Source organism: Yersinia sp. 2540 StPb PI, assembly GCF_052217165.1.
Classification (GTDB): Bacteria; Pseudomonadota; Gammaproteobacteria; order Enterobacterales; family Enterobacteriaceae; genus Yersinia; species Yersinia enterocolitica_E.
Window position 1 is genome coordinate 2,409,542 of the sequence record NZ_JAZGQC010000001.1, and the last position, 17,275, is coordinate 2,426,816.

The following is a 17,275-nucleotide window of genomic DNA, read 5'->3' on the forward strand; positions in this document are numbered from 1 at the left end:
TAGCTGAATAAAAAAACCGCAACGCGGATGAGTGATAACAAACGCTAACCATTCTATATGAATAGGGCGGGTTAGTTTCCGTTGTCAACTATCGGATACCTGTTGTTTAAACTCAATTATTTTATTTACACTCCATTGTGTTATTTCAATTCACTTAATACGAGTAATGGCGCGCAGATATGGAACTTAAAGCGACATCTTTTGGCAAGCATTTGGCTCAGCACCCTTACAATCGGGTGCGCTTGCTCAATGCTGGCATCGAAGTATGCGGTGATAAACATCAGTACCTGATTCCTTTTAACCAGTTGGTTAACATTGAATGTAAGCGCGGTATTGTCTGGGGCGAACTGGAATTTGAATTGCCAGACCAACAAGTTGTCCGTTTACATGGCACCGAATGGCAGGAAACTCAACGTTTCTATCAACATTTACTGGGCATCTGGCAGCAATGGAGTGAAGAGATGAGCTTGGTTTGTGTTGAGGTTTTACATAAACAAGTGGAATCAATCAAGCGGATTGAGCAACAGGATAAATGGTTTAAACGCAGTGAGTTAGGACAGGTGCAGCACTCTATTCGCGAGGCTTTCGCCTCATTGCCGATACCGGTGCCGCGGTTGAACGAATTTGAGACCTGTCGTGCAGATTATGAAATCTGTTTGCGCTGGTTGCAGCAAGGTAGTCGCAGTGTAGAACGCCGGAATCAGCAATGGACCAACCGAATGTTGGAAGAGCATCAAGATTTCTTCCAAAGTGTAGAAACCTCCCCCCTGAATGAATCGCAAAGCCGGGCGGTGGTTAATGGCGAAGACTCGGTATTAGTTCTGGCAGGTGCCGGCAGTGGTAAAACATCAGTGCTGGTAGCCCGTGCCGGTTGGTTGTTACGCCGTAATGAAGCATTGCCGGAGCAGATTTTACTGCTCGCATTTGGCCGTCAGGCGGCTGACGAGATGAATCATCGCATTAAGCAACGGTTAGCTGTGGATGATATTCAGGCAAAAACCTTCCATGCACTGGCATTGCAGATTATCCAGCAAGGCAGCCGTAAAACACCACTAATCAGTAAATTAGAATCAGACAGCCAGGCCAGAAGGTCGTTACTGGTTAAGAATTGGCAACAGCAGTGTAGTGAGAAAAAAGCGCAGGCAAAAGGGTGGCGTGAATGGCTAACTGATGAGCTTGAGTGGGAGGTTGATGAGGGTGAGTTTTGGCAAGATAAACGTTTAGCAGCCAGATTGGCGGGGCGGCTGGAGCGTTGGGTAGGGCTGATGCGAATGCACGGTGGTAGTCAAGCCGAAATGATTGAGCAGGCTGATGAAGAAGTGCGTGATCTCTTCCAGAAACGTATACGGTTAATGGCACCGTTATTGAAAGCGTGGAAAACGGCGTTGAAAGAAGAAGGTGCGGTTGATTTCTCCGGCTTGATTCATCAGGCAGTTAACTTACTGGAGAAAGGGCGTTTTGTTAGTCCGTGGAAGCATATTTTGGTGGATGAGTTTCAGGATATCTCACCGCAACGCGCTATGCTGCTGGCAGCACTGCGCAAACAAAATAAGCAAACCTGCTTATTTGCGGTGGGTGATGATTGGCAGGCGATTTATCGGTTTAGTGGCGCGCAGCTCTCGCTCACTACAGCTTTTAGCCAGTACTTCGGTGAAGGGGCTGAATGTGCATTGGATACCACTTACCGCTTTAATGATAGGATCGGTGAAATTGCGAACCGGTTTATTCAGCAAAACCCACATCAATTGAAAAAGCCACTTAACAGTTTGAGTAAAGGTAACAAAAAGTCAGTCATCATTTTGCCGGACCAACAGCTTGACACCTTACTGGATAAATTAAGCGGTTTTGTTAAGGATGATGAGCGTATTTTGATTTTGGCCCGCTATCACCATTTACGGCCTGAGATTTTGCAAAAAGCGGCAACTCGCTGGCCAAAACTGACGATTGATTTTATGACTATTCATGCCAGCAAAGGGCAGCAAGCCGACTATGTGATTATTGCAGGGCTACATGAAGGTAATGATGGTTTTCCGGCAGTAGCGCGGGAATCAATTGTGGAAGATGTGCTGTTACCGGCACCGGAAGATTTCCCAGATGCAGAGGAGCGGCGTTTATTATATGTCGCAATGACTCGTGCGAAGCACCAAGTCTGGTTACTGCAAGATACAGCAAAACCCTCTATTTTTGTTAAGCAACTTAGCGAGTTAGGTGTTCCAGTTCAGCGTAAACCTTAACTGAGCTATCGCATACATTCCGCCCGGTGGTTGTGGCACCGGGCATAATGCTTATTGCAGTCGCTGTTTTAAGTAATGATCATAATCAGGGATTGCGATGGTAACTTCGCTGCTAAACAAGTTAGAACCAATTAAGAAGTCTGCGGTCGAGCGGTTGGTGGCGACAGGTATATTCCAGACTGTTGCCAGACGTAGTAGGGCTTTCACATCGGGATCATGCGGCACAGCATTCAACGGGTCCCAGAAGAAAATCAAAATATCGATTTTTTTCTCCGATATCAGCGCACCCACTTCTTGATCTCCCCCCATCGGACCACTTAGTAAACAGTTAACGTCAATGCCGGTGGCTTTTTGTACCAGGTTTCCGGTGGTACCTGTGGCATAAAGTTCGTGCTGGGACAGCAGTTGTTTGTTTTCCATAACCCATTCGAGCAGCGATTTTTTGCAATGATCGTGGGAAACAAGGGCAATATGCTTGCGTACCGCAATAGTGCGGGTAGTCAGTTCCATCAAGATATCCTTCAATAAATGCTAGCGGTTTGCTAACAGATTACTGAAACGGAGATTTTGTGCATAGCGGTAACGCAAAGAAATGCGAGGAAACAAGCATAACCTGATGTTTAAGAACCGCCTTATCGTAAACGGATCATTTGCCCGGTTGCTTTTTAGCCCAGAGTAGGAAGCGTTGTTGAGTTTCGGCGTTGGCTTGCAGGAACCAATATTGCAGCATCTGTTCGGCAACATTTTCCCCTTGCAGGCTGGTGGTATTCTGCGCGGTATTTGTCCCTGCCACGGCAATAGTGGTCCCCGGCACCGCACTCACAGTTGAAGGTGGAATGGTGGCAAAAGAGGGAACTGAAGCACTAAATTGGCCAACATTATAACTGGCCATTGCAGTTTCAAGTGTGCTGGCAGTGTTGAGATTGTCCTGATGTAATACATCGTGACGCACAGATAATGGGCGGCCATTATCCCCAATAAGCTGATATACCGGGTTTTTAGAAAACTTATGCCCATCTCGTTCGGTATCAATGGCCGGTAATTTTATGGCGACTGAACGAACATTGCGGGTATTAAACACCACCACTAATGGCGGAGAGGCATACAACACTTTCGGATCGGCTGGCAGTGGTTTAGCCACTTTGAACAGAATTTGATGCTGACCGCTGTTTAATTCCAAGCTATCGGCTCCTTTTAGCAAGGATCCTGACATATTTTTCCCATCGACCACCAACAGGTCAATTTCCGGCGCGAGTTTTAAGGTCGTGGCGATAGCTGAAGCACTACAGCAAACGGCCAAAATCCCTACGACCACCAGACCAAATTTCATGTGCTGCTCCTGAGGGTGATATCCGCGTACATTGTCAGACAGGCTAGATTATGTGTCAAAGTCTTTCCGTTCGCCCACATTTATTTACTTTTTGAAATGTTCAGTATAAATATGACGTTTTTATCCTGATGAATTATAAGGATAAAGCCGGCACTCTAACAGTAATTACTGCGACATCTCTAAAACCAAATCAATCTGACCGCATTTATGATCCATTTTCCCCATGATGTACACTTAGAGGATCGCCTAATATTGGTAGTATCCCTCCGGGTGCACATGGATTGGGATATTCTTTTAGCGCATCAGAGGAACTGAAAAATGCACGATAAAGACATTGCTGACATTCTCCAACAGGTAAAAGCAATTGCATTAGTCGGGGCCAGTGATAACCCATCGCGGCCAAGTTATGGTGTTATGGCTTATCTGCTACAGCAGGGGTATCAAGTCACGCCTGTTAGCCCTAAATTGGCGGGGAAATCATTATTGGGCCAGCAGGCATATGCAGAACTGGCGGATATTCCTCATGCTATCGATATGGTGGATGTTTTCCGTAATGCCGAGGCTGCATACGGCGTTGCGCAAGATGCTATTGCTATCGGCGCCAAGGTTCTGTGGTTACAAATTGGTGTTATTAATGAGTTGGCGGCTACCTTGGCGGCAGATGCGGGAATAAAGGTGGTGATGGATCGTTGTCCGAAGATTGAAATACCGCGCCTGGGATTAGAAAAACAGTGATACGCGGCGTTGCTAATTTTGGCGATAAAAAACCCGGTACTAAGCGCCGGGTTTTATCGATAAATCTCAAGATTTAGTTGCGTAGACGCGGAGCCTGTAGCTGATGGCGGATGGACGCCGCCAGTTCATCCAATGAAGGTTGCTCTGGGTGAGCATCCATATCTTCATAGGTTAGTTGCGCTTCAGCTAGATAGGTATGTATCGGTTGCCCCTCATCATCCTCAATAACCACGTGATACCAAGGTGACGAACGCAGCATAGCGTTGTTTGCAACCTCATCAGGTTCCGGTGGCTCGAGAGAATATTCAGGATCGATATCAATCACTACACCCAAATAGCCGTGTAGGCTGTGGCGGACCTGCTGCCCAATACCAAATTTGCTGGCAATCATGATAACCTCCTGAGAAACATTACTCTGTCTTCTATATGAGGGCAGTGTAGGGCATTTCAAGTCATACTATCCGGCACGCGAACCCTTTCAGGTACAGACCTTCTGGATATGTCGCGATAACCGGGTGATCCGCTGCCTGACGGAACTGTTCTATAAATTGTATATCATGCCCTGCATCTAACGCAGCATCGGCCAAAATTTTCTGGAATAAATCTGTTGGCATCAAACCAGAGCAGGAGAAACTTAACAAGATCCCGCCTGGGCGCAATAATTGTATCGCTAACATATTAGTATCTTTGTAGCCACGACACGCACTTGCCAACTGACTTTTGTTCTCCACAAACTTCGGTGGGTCCATAATGATCATGTCAAACTTTTCCCCTTGCGTGCGGTAGTTACGCAGCAATTGGAACACATCATCCCGAATGAATTCGGTTTTGCTCAAATCCAACTGGTTGAGTTCAATGTTTTGTTTGGCTATATCCAGTACAGCTTGTGAGGTATCAACGCTGATAACTTGCTTACAATTTCCCATCAGCGCTGCGACAGCAAAGGCACCGGTATAAGAGAAACAGTTCAGAACACGGCGACCATCGGCGTAGTTACGCGCCGCCAGGCGGCTATCGCGCTGATCTAAATAAAATCCTGTTTTATGGCCGTGCTGAATATCAACCAACAGTTGCATGCCGTTTTCGGTTATTGGCAGCAGGTCAGGCGGCATTTCACCGCTGATTGTCCCTTGCGTCAGAGGTAAGCCTTCTTTTTTACGCACGGAAACATCGGAGCGGTCATAAATAGAGCATTCTGGGTAACAATGTTGTAAGGCACTAACCAGTGTTTCCCGCTGATATTCAGCGCCGGCCGACAGTAACTGCAATACCAGAAAGTTCTGGAAGCGGTCTATGGTGATACCCGGCAGGCCATCAGACTCACCGGCGATCAGGCGATAGCCGTTCAAACCATCACGCTTTGCCAGCCAATCACGCCAGCTCTGCGCTTGCTGTAGACGGCGGATGAAGAACTCGCGGTCAATAACTTCATCTTGTTGGAACGTCCAGACTCGTGCCAAAATTTGTGATTCAGGAGAGTAGGCGGCACGGGCCAGCCATTTACCCTGGCTATCAAGGATATCGAGGGTTTCACCGGGCAGGGCACTCCCCTCAAGGCGTTGAACGGCCCCAGAGAAGATCCACGGATGGCGACGAAGTAAGGACTTTTCACGTCCTTTGGCAAGAATCAGGCTTACGGTCATAATTAGGTTGCTGCCAGCTAGGTAAAAAAGAGCGGTATTGTCGGAGTATGAGCCGGAAAATGCAAATTATCACGTAGATGAGGAGTCTATATGCCAAAAGTATGCACTGCCGCCTATGTTTACGGCGTTGTTCAGGGCGTGGGTTTCCGCTATAGCACGCAACGTCAGGCACAAGCGCTGGGTGTAACGGGTTACGCTAAAAATTGTGATGATGGCAGTGTGGAAGTGGTGGCTTACGGCGAGCAAAATGCGGTTGAACACCTGCTTGAGTGGATTAAGCAGGGGGGGCCACGCGGTGCGCGGGTGGATCGACTGCTGACAGAACCTTATCCGAGCACCGCGTTTGAAAAATTTAAAATCCGCTATTAACTCACGAGCGGTGCCAGAGCACAGCTATCCATTATTAAATACTGCTATCTGCCGTTAAATACACTTAACGGGTTTGGGTAATCCTGCAATTTTGGTTGCTTGCTTTGCTGGCCCTTTGGGGAATAAACGATACAGATATCGGCTATTACCTTTCTCTTCACCATACTTTTGTGCCATGGCCTTTACCAGCATGCGGATTGCAGGTGATGTATTGAATTCTTGATAAAATGCACGCACAAAGCGCACCACTTCCCAATGCGGTTCAGTGAGTATAATCTCTTCCTGTTCAGCCAGTATGGGCGCTAAAGCCTCGCTCCAGTCCGCGCTATTTTTCAGATAACCCTGTGCATCGGTATCAATAACCCGGCCTTCAAACTCCAACATACAACCTCGGTAATTCAATCAATGAAACGGCCGCTAATTTAGCAAATATTTGCCACTACCCCAAAGCAGTCTCTGCTGTTATTTGGTGAGGTGCCATCTGTGCGAGAGTAAATAAACCGGCTGCTGTACGCCTAATGGCCAGTTAGCATAAGGGATGACGATAAATTCAGCACTCGACAATCAGCTAGCGGATTTTTTGGTCAATTAAGCACAAACAGGCTTTACAAGCGGCAGAGCTCTGTTTATAGTTCGGCTCGTTGCGGAGGGGTGGCCGAGTGGCTGAAGGCAACGGTCTTGAAAACCGTCGACGGGTAACCGTTCGAGAGTTCGAATCTCTCCTCCTCCGCCAACTCAACTTCTACTAACCTCTTCCAAAGTCTACTCAAAGCAGTAATTACGCACTTCACAGCCAATTTCAATTATCCTAACGTCTACCAAAATCAACCTAAAGCTACATACACATGTGCATAGTTTTGTGTATAGTTTCGGCGCTAATCGTGGCTCTACACATCAGCAGGGAAAACTATACACATGCCACCACTTTCCGACCTTCAAATTAAGCGCTCAAAGCCCGAGGCTAAACCCTATAGCGTAACGGATGGCTTTGGGTTATCTCTCATTGTTGAACCCAATGGCTCAAAAGCCTGGCGCTTTCGTTATCGATTTGCTGGTAAGCCAAAAATGATATCTCTCGGCACATACCCATTAGTCACCTTGGCTGAGGCCAGAGAAAAACGTGATGAGATGCGAAAGCTGGTTGCCGCCGGTAAAAACCCAAGTGAAGTCCGCAAGGATAATAAACGTTCACTACTGTTGGAGCAGGCCAATACATTTGAGGCAATAGCCAGAGAATGGTACGGGCGAAATGTCGAACGCTGGTCTGAGGGATACAGCAAAGACATGATGAGCGCATTTGAGAAAGATATTTTCCCCTATATTGGGCATCGACCCATTAGAGATATAAAACCCCTCGAGCTATTAGAAGCACTATCCAGAATGGAACGCCGTGGGGCTACTGAGAAAGTTCGTAAGGTCAGGCAGCGGTGTGCCGAAGTCTGGAAATACGCCATTGTTACTGGTAGAGCAGAATATAACCCCGCACCAGACTTAGCCAGTGCGCTTAAACCACACAAAAGAGATAACTATGCTCATCTCACCGCAGAGGAGTTGCCAGCATTTCTGCATGGCGTAAATGGTTATCGTGGAAGTGAAGTGGTAAAGAATGCTTTAAGGCTACTGATTATTACCGGGCTTAGACCCGGTGAGCTTCGTGGTGCCGTATGGCGTGAGATTGATATGGATAAAGCCCTTTGGGAGATCCCTCCAGAAAGAATGAAAATGAGGCGTAATCATGCAGTCCCACTATCGAAGCAAGCGCTGGAGTTACTGAGACGAGTTCAGCTTATCAGTGGCGGATATGAGTTTGTATTTCCTGGGCGAGGGATTGGTGATAAGCCAATCAGTGAGATGACAATGAATCTTCTCATTCGACGCATTGGTTACAGTGGTAGAGCGACTGGACACGGCTTCCGACATACCATGAGCACCATTTTGCATGAGCAGGGGTTTAATACTGCATGGATAGAAACACAGTTGGCACACGTGGATAAAAACAGCATTCGTGGTACCTACAATCACGCCCAGTATCTGGATGGTCGTCGAGAAATGCTTCAGTGGTATGCCGACTATATGGATAGCCTGGAACGTTAGTCAAAAGCTTAGTGATTAGGTAAAATTCTTCCGTGAGGAATAAAAAAGGGTCGGTTCAGTAGGTTCAGTCGGTTCAATATTTTAGTTTGTTGATTTATAGGTTAATTAATTCATTTTTTGAACCGACCCTGAACCGACTTTAGGCCATTTGAACCGACCCTAATCGCGTTATCTCCCGAAAACCTGGCTTTTTCTCAGCTAAATCACCCTAAATCTGTAATCGATAAGCTGAAATTGCTCACCGCAGTTTGATGAGAAAATGTGAAGTGATGTCATGCATTGGTGGAGTAGGTGCTGGACGAGTATACAGTGGTGATTTATAGTAGACCTCAAGAGAATAAGGCTATGCCTAGGCTGATCCCCGAAAACCAGTACACCTCTACTGGCTGGCATAGCCCCTAAAATTTAGAGGATGCGAGGTGGCGTATATGGCTAATCCAGCGTCAGAGTTAAAATCCAAGAAGCAGCAATTCATAAGCATCAGGGAGCTAATCGTAAGAATTGAAGCGTTGCACCCTGACATGACCAGAGAACAAATAGCTAATTGGATAATCATCAGATTAGATGAAGAACAACAGTATGCTCCCAGCCTGTTAATTCAAGATGCGAGAGGTATTACTCGTAGCCCTGCTTACACTGATCCTGATTTTAACCCATACGATTTATTAAGTCGGATTATGGTTAGTCCTGAAATGGATGAACCGCTTTATGAGGGATGGGCTCCATCTATGACTAAGAAAAATGAAGTTCAAAGCTCCACCGCGCTCGATTTTGATAGTGATATTCCATTCTAGGGGGGATTATGAATTCATTTGATTTCTTAGGTTTTAATCGGTCAGAGATTGAAAAGACTCTCGGTCTAAATCTTCATGATAATTTATTAGAATATAATATTGGGCTAAAAAAGAACTTACCAAGTTGGCTTGTTCCTTACCTTTCTCGAGATAGTATTACGCTGAGTGATGCTGCCTATTTAATTATCGGAGCTAATCCTCGAGTTAATTTAGGAAGGGAACAGTCCAGTGAACTTGAGGCATATAAAGAATCTATTTGGGATGCTGTCGATAACGGTAAGCTAAAAGCAAAGGAAATTTTACATTACGATAATATGGACAACGATCGTCGAGATTGTATTCTTGTTCGTGCAGAGGTTGAAAAATGGGTCACTGAGCATGAATTTAATTGGCCTCTACCGTTACAGCAATCGAAGCCAATAGAAAAGAAAACCAACAATCAATTGTATCTTGACCAGTGGGGCGAATTTCCAGGTAAGAATACTGCACTAATGTTAATCGCTGGTATGGCCATCGCCCTCGAAAGATCCAGTAGAACATTTCGAAACGGTGAAAAATTAAACAAGCTGGCTATAGCTAGAGCCGTCGCTCAGAATCTTGCAGTCTCAGGATATCAGGGAATGGTTGTTACAGAGAAACAAATGACCAACCTTATCAAAGAGTCTTTAGAAATCACACTTCCTGACTCTGATGAGTAATCATTTCCAAACAGTGTTACAGCGCGGGACGTCATTTCTAAAGTCCCGTTTTTGTAGTTTATCCATTTCCAATGTATCTATTAAAGTGACATCTACAGGTTTAGCTTTTAAATTATACCTTCCATCTTTATTTACTCAATTTCTACACTGACTAGCTTAAATTTGGTGAAATTCATCTCGTAAACCGCAATAGATATTACGAGGTAAATATGTCGCAATCACTTATTCGCTTATCCGAAGTTCAACGCCGCACTGGTTACAGTAAGGCTTGGCTTTACCGCCTCATCAGCCAGAATCGCTTCCCTTCCTCCATTAAAATCGGTACCCGCTCTATTGCCTTCGTTGAAAGCGAGATTGACGAGTGGATCAACCAGCGTATTGCTGAATCCCGCAAGGAGGTCGCCTAATTATGTATATAGGGTGTGCATTACTTGCGTGTACTTGCATTCGGTTTAATCCAACATTTGATTTCCGTCGCTACAGCTACCAAATGATTTAACGAAGGATAATTCAACATGAAAAAATTAAATGCCTTAATTGGCAGCGGCCAAACTCACTCTGAATTTAGCACTACTTCTAATTCCATTGTGCTGAAGTTTAAAGATCAAACTGTAATTCCTTTTGATCATGGTGATGGGAAGATTTGGGTAACAGCTAAAGAGTCGGCTAAGTTGCTAGGCTATGCCAATGCGAAATCAGTTACCAACTTATACAACAGCAACTCAGATGAGTTTACCGCCAGTATGACCGAGGTCATTACAACAGTGACCTCGGGAAAAACAATGGGTTGCAATAATCTTAAGACGAAAATACGTATTTTCTCTCTTCGGGGTTTGCACTTACTTGGATTGCTGGCTGAAACTCCTGTTGCCAAGGATTTGAGGCGTTGGGCTTTGGATTTAATGGACAAAGAGTCAGGGGGATTGGTCGCTGATACTCGCCTGACGCTCCAGCAGATGCAGAACATTGTTGCTACGGCTTGGAAATCGTCCAATGAAGACTCTTCTGATGCTGGTAGGCGCTTACGCAAGCGCCAAGATGATTTACCTGTACTTCAGAAAGCCCAGAAATTGGTTGATGAGATAGGGCAAATCCCTTTTGAGTTTATTGGCGGTGGCAAGCTGGGGATACAGTAATTATGTCTCAGATTATAGCTATCTCGGTGATTTCGGGTCAGTTGAAAGTAAGTAATACTGACGCTCAAAATTTAAACTACGAAACTTCCGTAGTACCTGGTGCAAGCAATCTATACCAATCTCCAGAATATAGTGGAGATCACCACTCAGCCAAATATTTAGCTCAGCAGTCATTACCCAAATACTCTGATTTATCGAGTTTAACGGAACTGCAATTCGGTTCAGGCAAAGAAAAGGGTAGCACTGTGAATGCTACCCTTTGGGATTACTCAGATGGTTCTGACTTGGCCTTCTTGCGTTGGCGGCGTTTGATCTCACTCTGCGCTACGTCAACGATGGCCTTGATATTTTCCCCTGCCTTCGTACCGATCTCTTCGATACGAGCTAGTGCTTCTAGTGCGCCATTGAGGTTGGACAGCAACTTATTTTCGTCGCTTTCTTTGAGTTGGCGGCGGGCTATCTCATCTTGCATAGCTGTAACGATAAAACCGGCATTACTTTCACCGTCCATTTTTACCGCTTCCATACCATCCATTACATCGTGTGGAATGCGAATGGATATTTGTTTTGATTTGTCGTTAACCGTATTTGTTGCCATGTTCAGCACCTTAAATAAAACGTGTGATTCAGTATACATGAAATCAAATCACACAAAACACTTGATGTGTGATTCATTTAATTGTAATTTAAATCACACCTTATCCACAGATAAGGCACAGGCAGTACACAAAATAACGAAGCCCAGCAGTGCGCTAACACTAACCGGGCCTCTTACCACCAACGATAGATTGAGTATCGAGGTAGCTATGTTAAATCATACCCAAACTCGCCCTAAATTTCAGTATCTCTTTCTCGCAGTGTGCCGTTCTGACCTGAATGCCAAGCCGCACCGCGAATCAGTCACTGCCCATTCTGAACAAGATGCTCGCCGCTCTCTGGCTGGTCAGTTCGTACTTTCCTTTGCTGGTCGTATTCCTGCACAGGGGGTATGCAATGCTTAAAAAATACCGTGTTGAATTTAGCGCATTAGACGCTGCTGGTGGTGCTCTCAAACTGTCATGGCGTGGTGAAGCTGAAAGCCTTGATAAAGCATCAGCTACTGTTCTCTTGGGGGCTACAGAGCGCCGCTTAAGCAACGTTCAGATCACCAGCATCATGCAGCTCCTTGATGAGGATGATATCTACCCACCTTCATACAAAGAAACTCAAGCCCTGATTGCTGAACTGATGGGCAGCCGTGGTAAGCCAATCCCTGACACCAGCGAGAATGTATCCCGCACTCGTTTATTACGCGTCAAAGCAGGTCTGCTTCATTTGTTGACGGTTGTTATTCCTCTGATTGAGAACGAGCAGCAACGATTGCAGGTGTATTGGTGGGCTGAGGCGGTACATAACATCGTACGGTTTGAAGAGCATGATGCGAAAAATGAGCAGGGGGTGTGCAATGTCTAAAAAAACTGAACTGGCTCCGCTAGCGGCCAAAGATTTGCAGGTTATTGAGTATCGCGGTCAGCGTGTGGCAACCACCGAGCAGCTTGCGGCTGGGTATGGCACCGATGTGAATAACATTAATGTTAACTATCACCGAAACCAAGACCGTTTTATCGAAGGTAAGCACTATTTTGATGTTCAAGGTGATGAGCTTCGTGAAATGAAGAACTGGGTATCTTTAAGTAATGCAGTTGGGAAACGCGCTCGTAACTTGCGTCTCTGGACGGAACGCGGCGCGGCCAATCACGCGAAGATGTTAGAAACGGATCAGGCGTGGGACTACTTCAATGACCTCACTGAGTTTTACTTCTCCCGACGTGATGCATTGCCAGCACCTGCAACTACTCCCGACCTCAGTCGTTTGGAGATTCTTCAACTTGCTATCGACTCCGAGCAAGGTCGCTTAGCTGAAAAGCAACGCGCCGACAAAGCTGTTCGTACCAAAGGTCAGATTAGCCGTAAACGTGAAGCCAGCGCTCTCGGCAAACTAAGTGCCGCGACTCGCAAATGTCGTGTACTGGAAGAACGGCTGGGGGAAAGTACAAAGCATGCCACGGTGAAAGCTGTAGAAAATGTGACTCATCAGAAGTTTGCGTGGCATCCGTTGCGGAAATGGTGTCTTGAGAATGGCTTTAAACCAGAGATTGTGCCTGACCCACAGTATGGCTCTGTAAAATCATGGCCTCGCGAAGCATGGCTGGCAGTACATAGTATCAATCTGTCTGATGTTATGGGGGTGACTTATGGATAAGTTAGCGCCCTGCGAAGTTTCCGATCTTCTCAGTGAAATTGCTTCAATTTTAAAAGTCAGTTCAATGCTGATTGCTAGTGAGGATGGTAACGACACGGGTTATGAACTTCTTTGGATCGCTCAGGAACGCGCTGAAAAAGCGGCGAGAAATATTAAGGGGGTGAATTATGGGCCAGCCACAGCCAAATGATCGTTACAAAGACAGTCATGGCTCATTGGTCACTGTCGATTCCGTTGCCTTTAATCGCGTTACTTTTAGCCGTGACGGATATTCATCGCCCTGCATTATGCCACTGGCACGGTTCGTCGCTGAATTTACCTTTATCGGGAGAGCATAACCATGAAAGCCAATGAATCAGTACCTCTGGATATTGCCACGCATAAGGCTGGTCAATTAAATGCTCTCTTGCTGTTGATGTTTGAATCCAATGTTGAATTAGATACTACTGACGAAAAGGAATTACTAGGTCTAGCACTAGATCTCGCCGGGCCAGTTGCGGTTCATTTGCTTGAGCGGGAGGCCGGACAAAATGGAGCGCCTTGATATAGCCAGTAGCTAAATGCCCTGTATTTAATTAGTTAGCATTCCAACATCTAAAAAATAACAGCCGTCAGGCTGGGGACTCGCTCGGCCTGATGAAAGGAAAGGATATATTTATGACGAACCTGAATCATTCAATCGAATTAAATCGTAAACATATTGCAGTGGCATTTATCGCTTATTGTCAGAAACGAAATAGAGGCGAATCCATTGCCAATGTCATTATTAATTCTAGAAAGGTTGTTGTTCTGGAAAATTTAACTGAGGCAGCAATTTGTAATTGCCTTATTCATTCTTTGGAAGTGCTTTGTTTTCAGGAATTCGGGCGTGATGACGGCTCGCGGATTCTTGTGGAAACCTACACTCAGATGCTGAGTAAAGATAACAGTAAATTGACACCGCACGGCGTCGAGACAATGACGGAAGTCATGAAGGCTACAGTCGTAGAGACTTTGGCTAATCCTCACGATAACCGGCATGGGCTGGTATTCAGTGGGGGAAACGCAGCATGACTAAATATATGGTAGGACAAACAATTCCTCTTTATGGAATTCCTAGTATCACGATTCATGTGTTGCGAAGCGATGTGTGGTTACCTTTGATTGAGGTCCCTGTAACTGAAGTTTATCAACGGATTGATGCCGGTGAATTTGATAATTCAGCAATAACAGGTTGCTTACATGCTGCTCTGGCAAGATACATCGATAGCTTAAAGGTCGCCGCTTACGAGGAGGGAGTCGATGAAACAGCCCATTGATTTGATCCGTGAAGTTACGGCTCAGGCCACCAACCGTTGGCGCGATATTCTTGGTTATCTCGGTATTGATGTACCGGAAAGACCTCGCGACCATTCTGCTTGTCCTGCTTGTGGTGGCAAAGACAGATTCCGATTTGATGATCAGGATGGACGTGGGACTCATTTCTGTAATCAGTGTGGTGCCGGTGATGGGCTTGAGCTGGTACAGAAAGTTAAGCAATGCACATCCACTGAGGCGGCGGTCATGGTAGCAGACGCATTGGGAATGGACCCAGATTCACGAGTGTCTGCGCCGGTGCCTGCTAAATATGTAAAACAGCCGGTACAACCCGGTATCCCAATAGCGGATAAGGTTGCGGAGCTGGTGGCGAAAACGGTATCTGGCGAATCTCAGTACCTACTTAATAAGGGGCTTTCAAGCCCCTCTAAAGCCCTATTGAGTGACGGTTCTTTGTTACTGGTGCTGCAAACAATGGAGGGTGAGGTAACGGGTGCGCAGGTGATTAAGCCTGATGGCACCAAGCGACTGATATCCGGCACCATCAAGAAAGGTTCATTCATTCCAGTGAGACTTCCAACTGCACTGAATGATGAGCTGGTTGTAACGGTGTTAATTGCTGAGGGTAACGCAACCGGCGTTACAGTTTCGTTACTGAGTGATGGGGTTGTGCTGGCTGCTATTGATGAAGGGAACCTGATCCATATAGCGAAAGCCAGTCGGGAACGTTGGCCTGATGCGAAAATTATCATTGCTGCTGATAACGACCTTAAACCCGGTGAAAAGAATATCGGGAAAGAATCTGCTGAGAAAGCGGCTACCGCGGTGAATGGCTGGGTTGCCTTACCACCGACAGACCATAAAGCCGACTGGGATGATTATCGTCAGCAGTATGGACTGGATACGAGTATTACCGCGTTTGCTGATTCTCTATATCAACCACATATTTTGGCAGAAGAGGTGCCTCCGGTAGCGGAGCCTCAGGATGTCAGACGTCCATATGTCGATGAGCGTAAAGGTGGCATGTATTGGGTTGAACCCAAACTGGATAAAAGTAACGGCAATATTACGGAAAGAGAAAGCTGGCTGAGTGACCCGATATCCGTTGCGGGGATAGGTGAAGACGATAACGAGCGGTATCTGATCCTCTCCTGGACGCCGGAGGGTAACAGTACCGAACGTTCAGAAGCTTTACCCATGCGTGACATTGGCGAGCGGGAAGGCTGGTCGCGGCTGCGAGCTGGTGGTTTATCTATCACAGCAAAAAGTGGATTACGGGCAATACTGGCTGACTACCTGCAACGCAGTGGAGAGCGGCAGCTTTGGACAGTAGCCAATGCTACTGGCTGGCAGTGCGGTGCATACATCATGCCTGATGGTTCGGTGATTGGCGCACCTGCAACCCCGGTACTCTTTAATGGTCGCTCATCGGCGGCAAAAGGCTACACCACTAAAGGGACCCCAGAGAGCTGGCGCAACAATGTGGCCAAACTTGCTCGAGGTAATCCCTCCATGATGTTGGGTATTGCCTGTGCCTTTTCTGCTCCGCTGATTGGTTTGGCTGGTGCGGATGGTTTTGGTGTTCATTTATTCGGTGGCTCCTCCGCGGGTAAAACCACGACGGGTAACGCGGCTACCACTGTTTATGGTGAACCCGAAGCGCTGAAACTGACGTGGTACTCAACAGCATTGGGCTTGGTAAATGAGGCTGCGGCGCACAATGACGGTTTTATGCCGCTGGATGAGATAGGGCAAGGCAGCAATAAACGCGCAGTTGCTGATGCTGCTTACGCTTTGTTTAACGGCGTCGGCAAAATTCAGGGGGCCAAGGAGGGCGGTAACCGGGATGTGAAACGCTGGCGAGCAATGGCATTCAGTACCGGTGAAATCGATCTTGAGAGTTATATCCGAGCTGATGGAGGCAAGGTAAACGCTGGTCAACTGGTGCGGTTATTAAATGTGCCCATCACCAAAGCAACTGAATACCATGGTTTCAAGGACGGTAAAGCCCATGCAGATGCTATGCGAGATGCCTGTAAAGACCACTACGGTGCGGTAGGGCGGGCATGGATAAAATGTCTAGCCAGTCAGAAAGAGGCGGCAGCGCAAGCTGTCAGGGATGCGGAACGTCGGTGGATAGCATTATTACCCGATGAAGCCAGTGAACAGGTACGCCGTGTTGCATCGAGGTTCGCCATACTGGAAGCCGCTTTGCTGCTTTCCAAACACCTTACCAGTTGGAGTGAGCAAGAGTGCCGGGATGCTTTACAACATGGCTTTAATGCATGGGTTAATGATTTTGGTATGGGTAATCGTGAATCAAAAGCATGGGCGGAACAGGCTGAGTCTTTCTTGCAACGCTTCGGTTATAGCCGTTATTTACCACACCCTGAAACGGATCCGCGAGATTTACCAATAAAGGATTTGGCGGGATATCGAGAGAAAAAGCCGGGGCTCGATACATTGGTATTTCATACTTTTCCCTCAGTCTTTCGAAACGAGATTGCCGTAGGTGCCAATGCGGTGGCTTTTGCTCAGGCTCTCGTGGATGCCGGTATGTTGGATAAACCGAGCAAGGGGATCACTAAGAAAACGCTCAGAATTGACGGTAAGCAGCCTCACTTCGTGGTGCTCATGATGCCTGATGATTTGGAGGAATAAGCGGATCGCCTCCATTTGAACTGACCTGAATCGGATAAATCAT

23 protein-coding genes and 1 tRNA gene are annotated in these 17,275 nt (G+C 46.6%); 18 read left to right on the forward strand and 6 right to left on the reverse strand.

The genetic code is table 11. From position 1 onward, the window contains the following. The first annotated feature begins 179 nt into the window (after nucleotides 1–179). A complete protein-coding gene (helD, locus tag V1956_RS10800) occupies nucleotides 180–2,234 on the forward strand; it encodes a DNA helicase IV (RefSeq protein WP_420074744.1) in 2,055 nt (684 codons plus the stop codon). 51 nt (nucleotides 2,235–2,285) lie between these two features. Here helD and V1956_RS10805 read toward each other — a convergent pair whose 3' ends face one another. Next, nucleotides 2,286–2,744, reverse strand: a complete 459-nt coding sequence (locus tag V1956_RS10805) for a methylglyoxal synthase (RefSeq protein WP_083158476.1) — start codon at nucleotides 2,742–2,744, stop codon at nucleotides 2,286–2,288. Between the two features lie 136 nt (nucleotides 2,745–2,880). Continuing rightward, the gene (locus V1956_RS10810; RefSeq protein ID WP_372559309.1) at nucleotides 2,881–3,564 is read right to left on the reverse strand and encodes a DUF2057 family protein; all 684 of its coding nucleotides are present in this window, start codon (nucleotides 3,562–3,564) and stop codon (nucleotides 2,881–2,883) included. Between the two features lie 318 nt (nucleotides 3,565–3,882). Between V1956_RS10810 and V1956_RS10815 the strand changes: the two genes are divergently transcribed. Beyond that, the gene (locus V1956_RS10815) at nucleotides 3,883–4,299 is read left to right on the forward strand and encodes a CoA-binding protein (protein ID WP_420074743.1); all 417 of its coding nucleotides are present in this window, start codon (nucleotides 3,883–3,885) and stop codon (nucleotides 4,297–4,299) included. A gap of 73 nt (nucleotides 4,300–4,372) precedes the next feature. Here V1956_RS10815 and hspQ read toward each other — a convergent pair whose 3' ends face one another. Together hspQ and rlmI are read right to left on the reverse strand one after the other, a co-directional pair. Beyond that, a complete protein-coding gene (hspQ, locus tag V1956_RS10820) occupies nucleotides 4,373–4,690 on the reverse strand; it encodes a heat shock protein HspQ (RefSeq protein ID WP_083158478.1) in 318 nt (105 codons plus the stop codon). Nucleotides 4,691–4,751: 61 nt separating this feature from the next. Further along, nucleotides 4,752–5,942: a 23S rRNA (cytosine(1962)-C(5))-methyltransferase RlmI gene (gene rlmI, locus V1956_RS10825; protein WP_442825087.1), complete on the reverse strand. Its 1,191-nt coding sequence runs from the start codon at nucleotides 5,940–5,942 to the stop codon at nucleotides 4,752–4,754. A gap of 90 nt (nucleotides 5,943–6,032) precedes the next feature. On the opposite strand from rlmI, the gene yccX reads away from it, so the two are divergent. Further along, complete coding sequence (gene yccX / locus V1956_RS10830) at nucleotides 6,033–6,311, forward strand: acylphosphatase (protein WP_372559308.1); 279 nt, start codon at nucleotides 6,033–6,035, stop codon at nucleotides 6,309–6,311. Nucleotides 6,312–6,365: 54 nt separating this feature from the next. Here the strand turns inward: yccX and tusE are convergent, their stop codons facing one another. After that, entirely contained in the window at nucleotides 6,366–6,695 is a 330-nt protein-coding gene (tusE, locus tag V1956_RS10835) for a sulfurtransferase TusE (RefSeq protein WP_005184582.1), read from the reverse strand. Between the two features lie 261 nt (nucleotides 6,696–6,956). Between tusE and V1956_RS10840 the strand changes: the two genes are divergently transcribed. The 6 genes from V1956_RS10840 to V1956_RS10865 all read left to right on the forward strand — a co-directional run bounded on the left by V1956_RS10840 (nucleotide 6,957) and on the right by V1956_RS10865 (nucleotide 11,033). After that, nucleotides 6,957–7,044, forward strand: a tRNA-Ser gene (locus tag V1956_RS10840). A 182-nt stretch (nucleotides 7,045–7,226) separates the two neighbouring features. Next, complete coding sequence (locus tag V1956_RS10845) at nucleotides 7,227–8,405, forward strand: tyrosine-type recombinase/integrase (RefSeq protein ID WP_442825088.1); 1,179 nt, start codon at nucleotides 7,227–7,229, stop codon at nucleotides 8,403–8,405. A 428-nt stretch (nucleotides 8,406–8,833) separates the two neighbouring features. Continuing rightward, complete coding sequence (locus V1956_RS10850; RefSeq protein ID WP_050288458.1) at nucleotides 8,834–9,199, forward strand: hypothetical protein; 366 nt, start codon at nucleotides 8,834–8,836, stop codon at nucleotides 9,197–9,199. An 8-nt stretch (nucleotides 9,200–9,207) separates the two neighbouring features. Continuing rightward, entirely contained in the window at nucleotides 9,208–9,897 is a 690-nt protein-coding gene (locus tag V1956_RS10855; protein WP_442825089.1) for a hypothetical protein, read from the forward strand. A gap of 209 nt (nucleotides 9,898–10,106) precedes the next feature. After that, nucleotides 10,107–10,304: a helix-turn-helix transcriptional regulator gene (locus V1956_RS10860; RefSeq protein WP_050288460.1), complete on the forward strand. Its 198-nt coding sequence runs from the start codon at nucleotides 10,107–10,109 to the stop codon at nucleotides 10,302–10,304. A 108-nt stretch (nucleotides 10,305–10,412) separates the two neighbouring features. Further along, nucleotides 10,413–11,033 (forward strand): BRO family protein, encoded by a 621-nt coding sequence (locus V1956_RS10865; RefSeq protein WP_083159899.1) that lies wholly within the window; start codon nucleotides 10,413–10,415, stop codon nucleotides 11,031–11,033. Between the two features lie 265 nt (nucleotides 11,034–11,298). On the opposite strand, the gene V1956_RS10870 is transcribed toward V1956_RS10865, so the two are convergent. Further along, on the reverse strand, nucleotides 11,299–11,631 hold the full coding sequence (locus V1956_RS10870; RefSeq protein ID WP_442825090.1) for a YlcI/YnfO family protein: 333 nt from the start codon (nucleotides 11,629–11,631) through the stop codon (nucleotides 11,299–11,301). Nucleotides 11,632–11,839: 208 nt separating this feature from the next. On the opposite strand from V1956_RS10870, the gene V1956_RS10875 reads away from it, so the two are divergent. The 9 genes from V1956_RS10875 to V1956_RS10915 all read left to right on the forward strand — a co-directional run bounded on the left by V1956_RS10875 (nucleotide 11,840) and on the right by V1956_RS10915 (nucleotide 17,232). Then, the gene (locus V1956_RS10875; RefSeq protein WP_053011706.1) at nucleotides 11,840–12,034 is read left to right on the forward strand and encodes a host cell division inhibitor Icd-like protein; all 195 of its coding nucleotides are present in this window, start codon (nucleotides 11,840–11,842) and stop codon (nucleotides 12,032–12,034) included. Next, a complete protein-coding gene (locus tag V1956_RS10880) occupies nucleotides 12,027–12,485 on the forward strand; it encodes a hypothetical protein (RefSeq protein ID WP_289822767.1) in 459 nt (152 codons plus the stop codon). Before V1956_RS10875 ends, V1956_RS10880 begins: the two co-directional genes overlap by 8 nt. Then, nucleotides 12,478–13,275: an ORF6N domain-containing protein gene (locus tag V1956_RS10885; RefSeq protein ID WP_442825091.1), complete on the forward strand. Its 798-nt coding sequence runs from the start codon at nucleotides 12,478–12,480 to the stop codon at nucleotides 13,273–13,275. The genes V1956_RS10880 and V1956_RS10885 overlap by 8 nt, the downstream gene beginning before the upstream one ends. Beyond that, the gene (locus tag V1956_RS10890) at nucleotides 13,268–13,465 is read left to right on the forward strand and encodes a hypothetical protein (RefSeq protein WP_442825092.1); all 198 of its coding nucleotides are present in this window, start codon (nucleotides 13,268–13,270) and stop codon (nucleotides 13,463–13,465) included. The genes V1956_RS10885 and V1956_RS10890 overlap by 8 nt, the downstream gene beginning before the upstream one ends. Further along, nucleotides 13,443–13,613, forward strand: a complete 171-nt coding sequence (locus tag V1956_RS10895; protein WP_032905636.1) for a DUF4222 domain-containing protein — start codon at nucleotides 13,443–13,445, stop codon at nucleotides 13,611–13,613. Before V1956_RS10890 ends, V1956_RS10895 begins: the two co-directional genes overlap by 23 nt. A gap of 2 nt (nucleotides 13,614–13,615) precedes the next feature. Next, nucleotides 13,616–13,819 carry a hypothetical protein gene (locus V1956_RS10900; RefSeq protein WP_032905637.1) on the forward strand — a complete coding sequence of 68 codons (204 nt, stop codon included), beginning with the start codon at nucleotides 13,616–13,618 and terminating at the stop codon, nucleotides 13,817–13,819. A gap of 113 nt (nucleotides 13,820–13,932) precedes the next feature. Continuing rightward, the gene (locus V1956_RS10905) at nucleotides 13,933–14,328 is read left to right on the forward strand and encodes a hypothetical protein (RefSeq protein WP_049602773.1); all 396 of its coding nucleotides are present in this window, start codon (nucleotides 13,933–13,935) and stop codon (nucleotides 14,326–14,328) included. Beyond that, entirely contained in the window at nucleotides 14,325–14,573 is a 249-nt protein-coding gene (locus tag V1956_RS10910) for a hypothetical protein (protein ID WP_049602774.1), read from the forward strand. Before V1956_RS10905 ends, V1956_RS10910 begins: the two co-directional genes overlap by 4 nt. Beyond that, a complete protein-coding gene (locus V1956_RS10915; RefSeq protein ID WP_442825093.1) occupies nucleotides 14,557–17,232 on the forward strand; it encodes a DUF927 domain-containing protein in 2,676 nt (891 codons plus the stop codon). Before V1956_RS10910 ends, V1956_RS10915 begins: the two co-directional genes overlap by 17 nt. The last annotated feature ends 43 nt before the right edge of the window (nucleotides 17,233–17,275 follow it).

Coding starts and splice junctions, on each gene's coding strand:
- helD (WP_420074744.1), top strand. CDS start 180: ATGGAACTTAAAGCGACATCTTTTGGCAAGCATTTGGCTCAGCACCCT.
- V1956_RS10805 (WP_083158476.1), bottom strand. CDS start 2,744: ATGGAACTGACTACCCGCACTATTGCGGTACGCAAGCATATTGCCCTT.
- V1956_RS10810 (WP_372559309.1), bottom strand. CDS start 3,564: ATGAAATTTGGTCTGGTGGTCGTAGGGATTTTGGCCGTTTGCTGTAGT.
- V1956_RS10815 (WP_420074743.1), top strand. CDS start 3,883: ATGCACGATAAAGACATTGCTGACATTCTCCAACAGGTAAAAGCAATT.
- hspQ (WP_083158478.1), bottom strand. CDS start 4,690: ATGATTGCCAGCAAATTTGGTATTGGGCAGCAGGTCCGCCACAGCCTA.
- rlmI (WP_442825087.1), bottom strand. CDS start 5,942: ATGACCGTAAGCCTGATTCTTGCCAAAGGACGTGAAAAGTCCTTACTT.
- yccX (WP_372559308.1), top strand. CDS start 6,033: ATGCCAAAAGTATGCACTGCCGCCTATGTTTACGGCGTTGTTCAGGGC.
- tusE (WP_005184582.1), bottom strand. CDS start 6,695: ATGTTGGAGTTTGAAGGCCGGGTTATTGATACCGATGCACAGGGTTAT.
- V1956_RS10845 (WP_442825088.1), top strand. CDS start 7,227: ATGCCACCACTTTCCGACCTTCAAATTAAGCGCTCAAAGCCCGAGGCT.
- V1956_RS10850 (WP_050288458.1), top strand. CDS start 8,834: ATGGCTAATCCAGCGTCAGAGTTAAAATCCAAGAAGCAGCAATTCATA.
- V1956_RS10855 (WP_442825089.1), top strand. CDS start 9,208: ATGAATTCATTTGATTTCTTAGGTTTTAATCGGTCAGAGATTGAAAAG.
- V1956_RS10860 (WP_050288460.1), top strand. CDS start 10,107: ATGTCGCAATCACTTATTCGCTTATCCGAAGTTCAACGCCGCACTGGT.
- V1956_RS10865 (WP_083159899.1), top strand. CDS start 10,413: ATGAAAAAATTAAATGCCTTAATTGGCAGCGGCCAAACTCACTCTGAA.
- V1956_RS10870 (WP_442825090.1), bottom strand. CDS start 11,631: ATGGCAACAAATACGGTTAACGACAAATCAAAACAAATATCCATTCGC.
- V1956_RS10875 (WP_053011706.1), top strand. CDS start 11,840: ATGTTAAATCATACCCAAACTCGCCCTAAATTTCAGTATCTCTTTCTC.
- V1956_RS10880 (WP_289822767.1), top strand. CDS start 12,027: ATGCTTAAAAAATACCGTGTTGAATTTAGCGCATTAGACGCTGCTGGT.
- V1956_RS10885 (WP_442825091.1), top strand. CDS start 12,478: ATGTCTAAAAAAACTGAACTGGCTCCGCTAGCGGCCAAAGATTTGCAG.
- V1956_RS10890 (WP_442825092.1), top strand. CDS start 13,268: ATGGATAAGTTAGCGCCCTGCGAAGTTTCCGATCTTCTCAGTGAAATT.
- V1956_RS10895 (WP_032905636.1), top strand. CDS start 13,443: ATGGGCCAGCCACAGCCAAATGATCGTTACAAAGACAGTCATGGCTCA.
- V1956_RS10900 (WP_032905637.1), top strand. CDS start 13,616: ATGAAAGCCAATGAATCAGTACCTCTGGATATTGCCACGCATAAGGCT.
- V1956_RS10905 (WP_049602773.1), top strand. CDS start 13,933: ATGACGAACCTGAATCATTCAATCGAATTAAATCGTAAACATATTGCA.
- V1956_RS10910 (WP_049602774.1), top strand. CDS start 14,325: ATGACTAAATATATGGTAGGACAAACAATTCCTCTTTATGGAATTCCT.
- V1956_RS10915 (WP_442825093.1), top strand. CDS start 14,557: ATGAAACAGCCCATTGATTTGATCCGTGAAGTTACGGCTCAGGCCACC.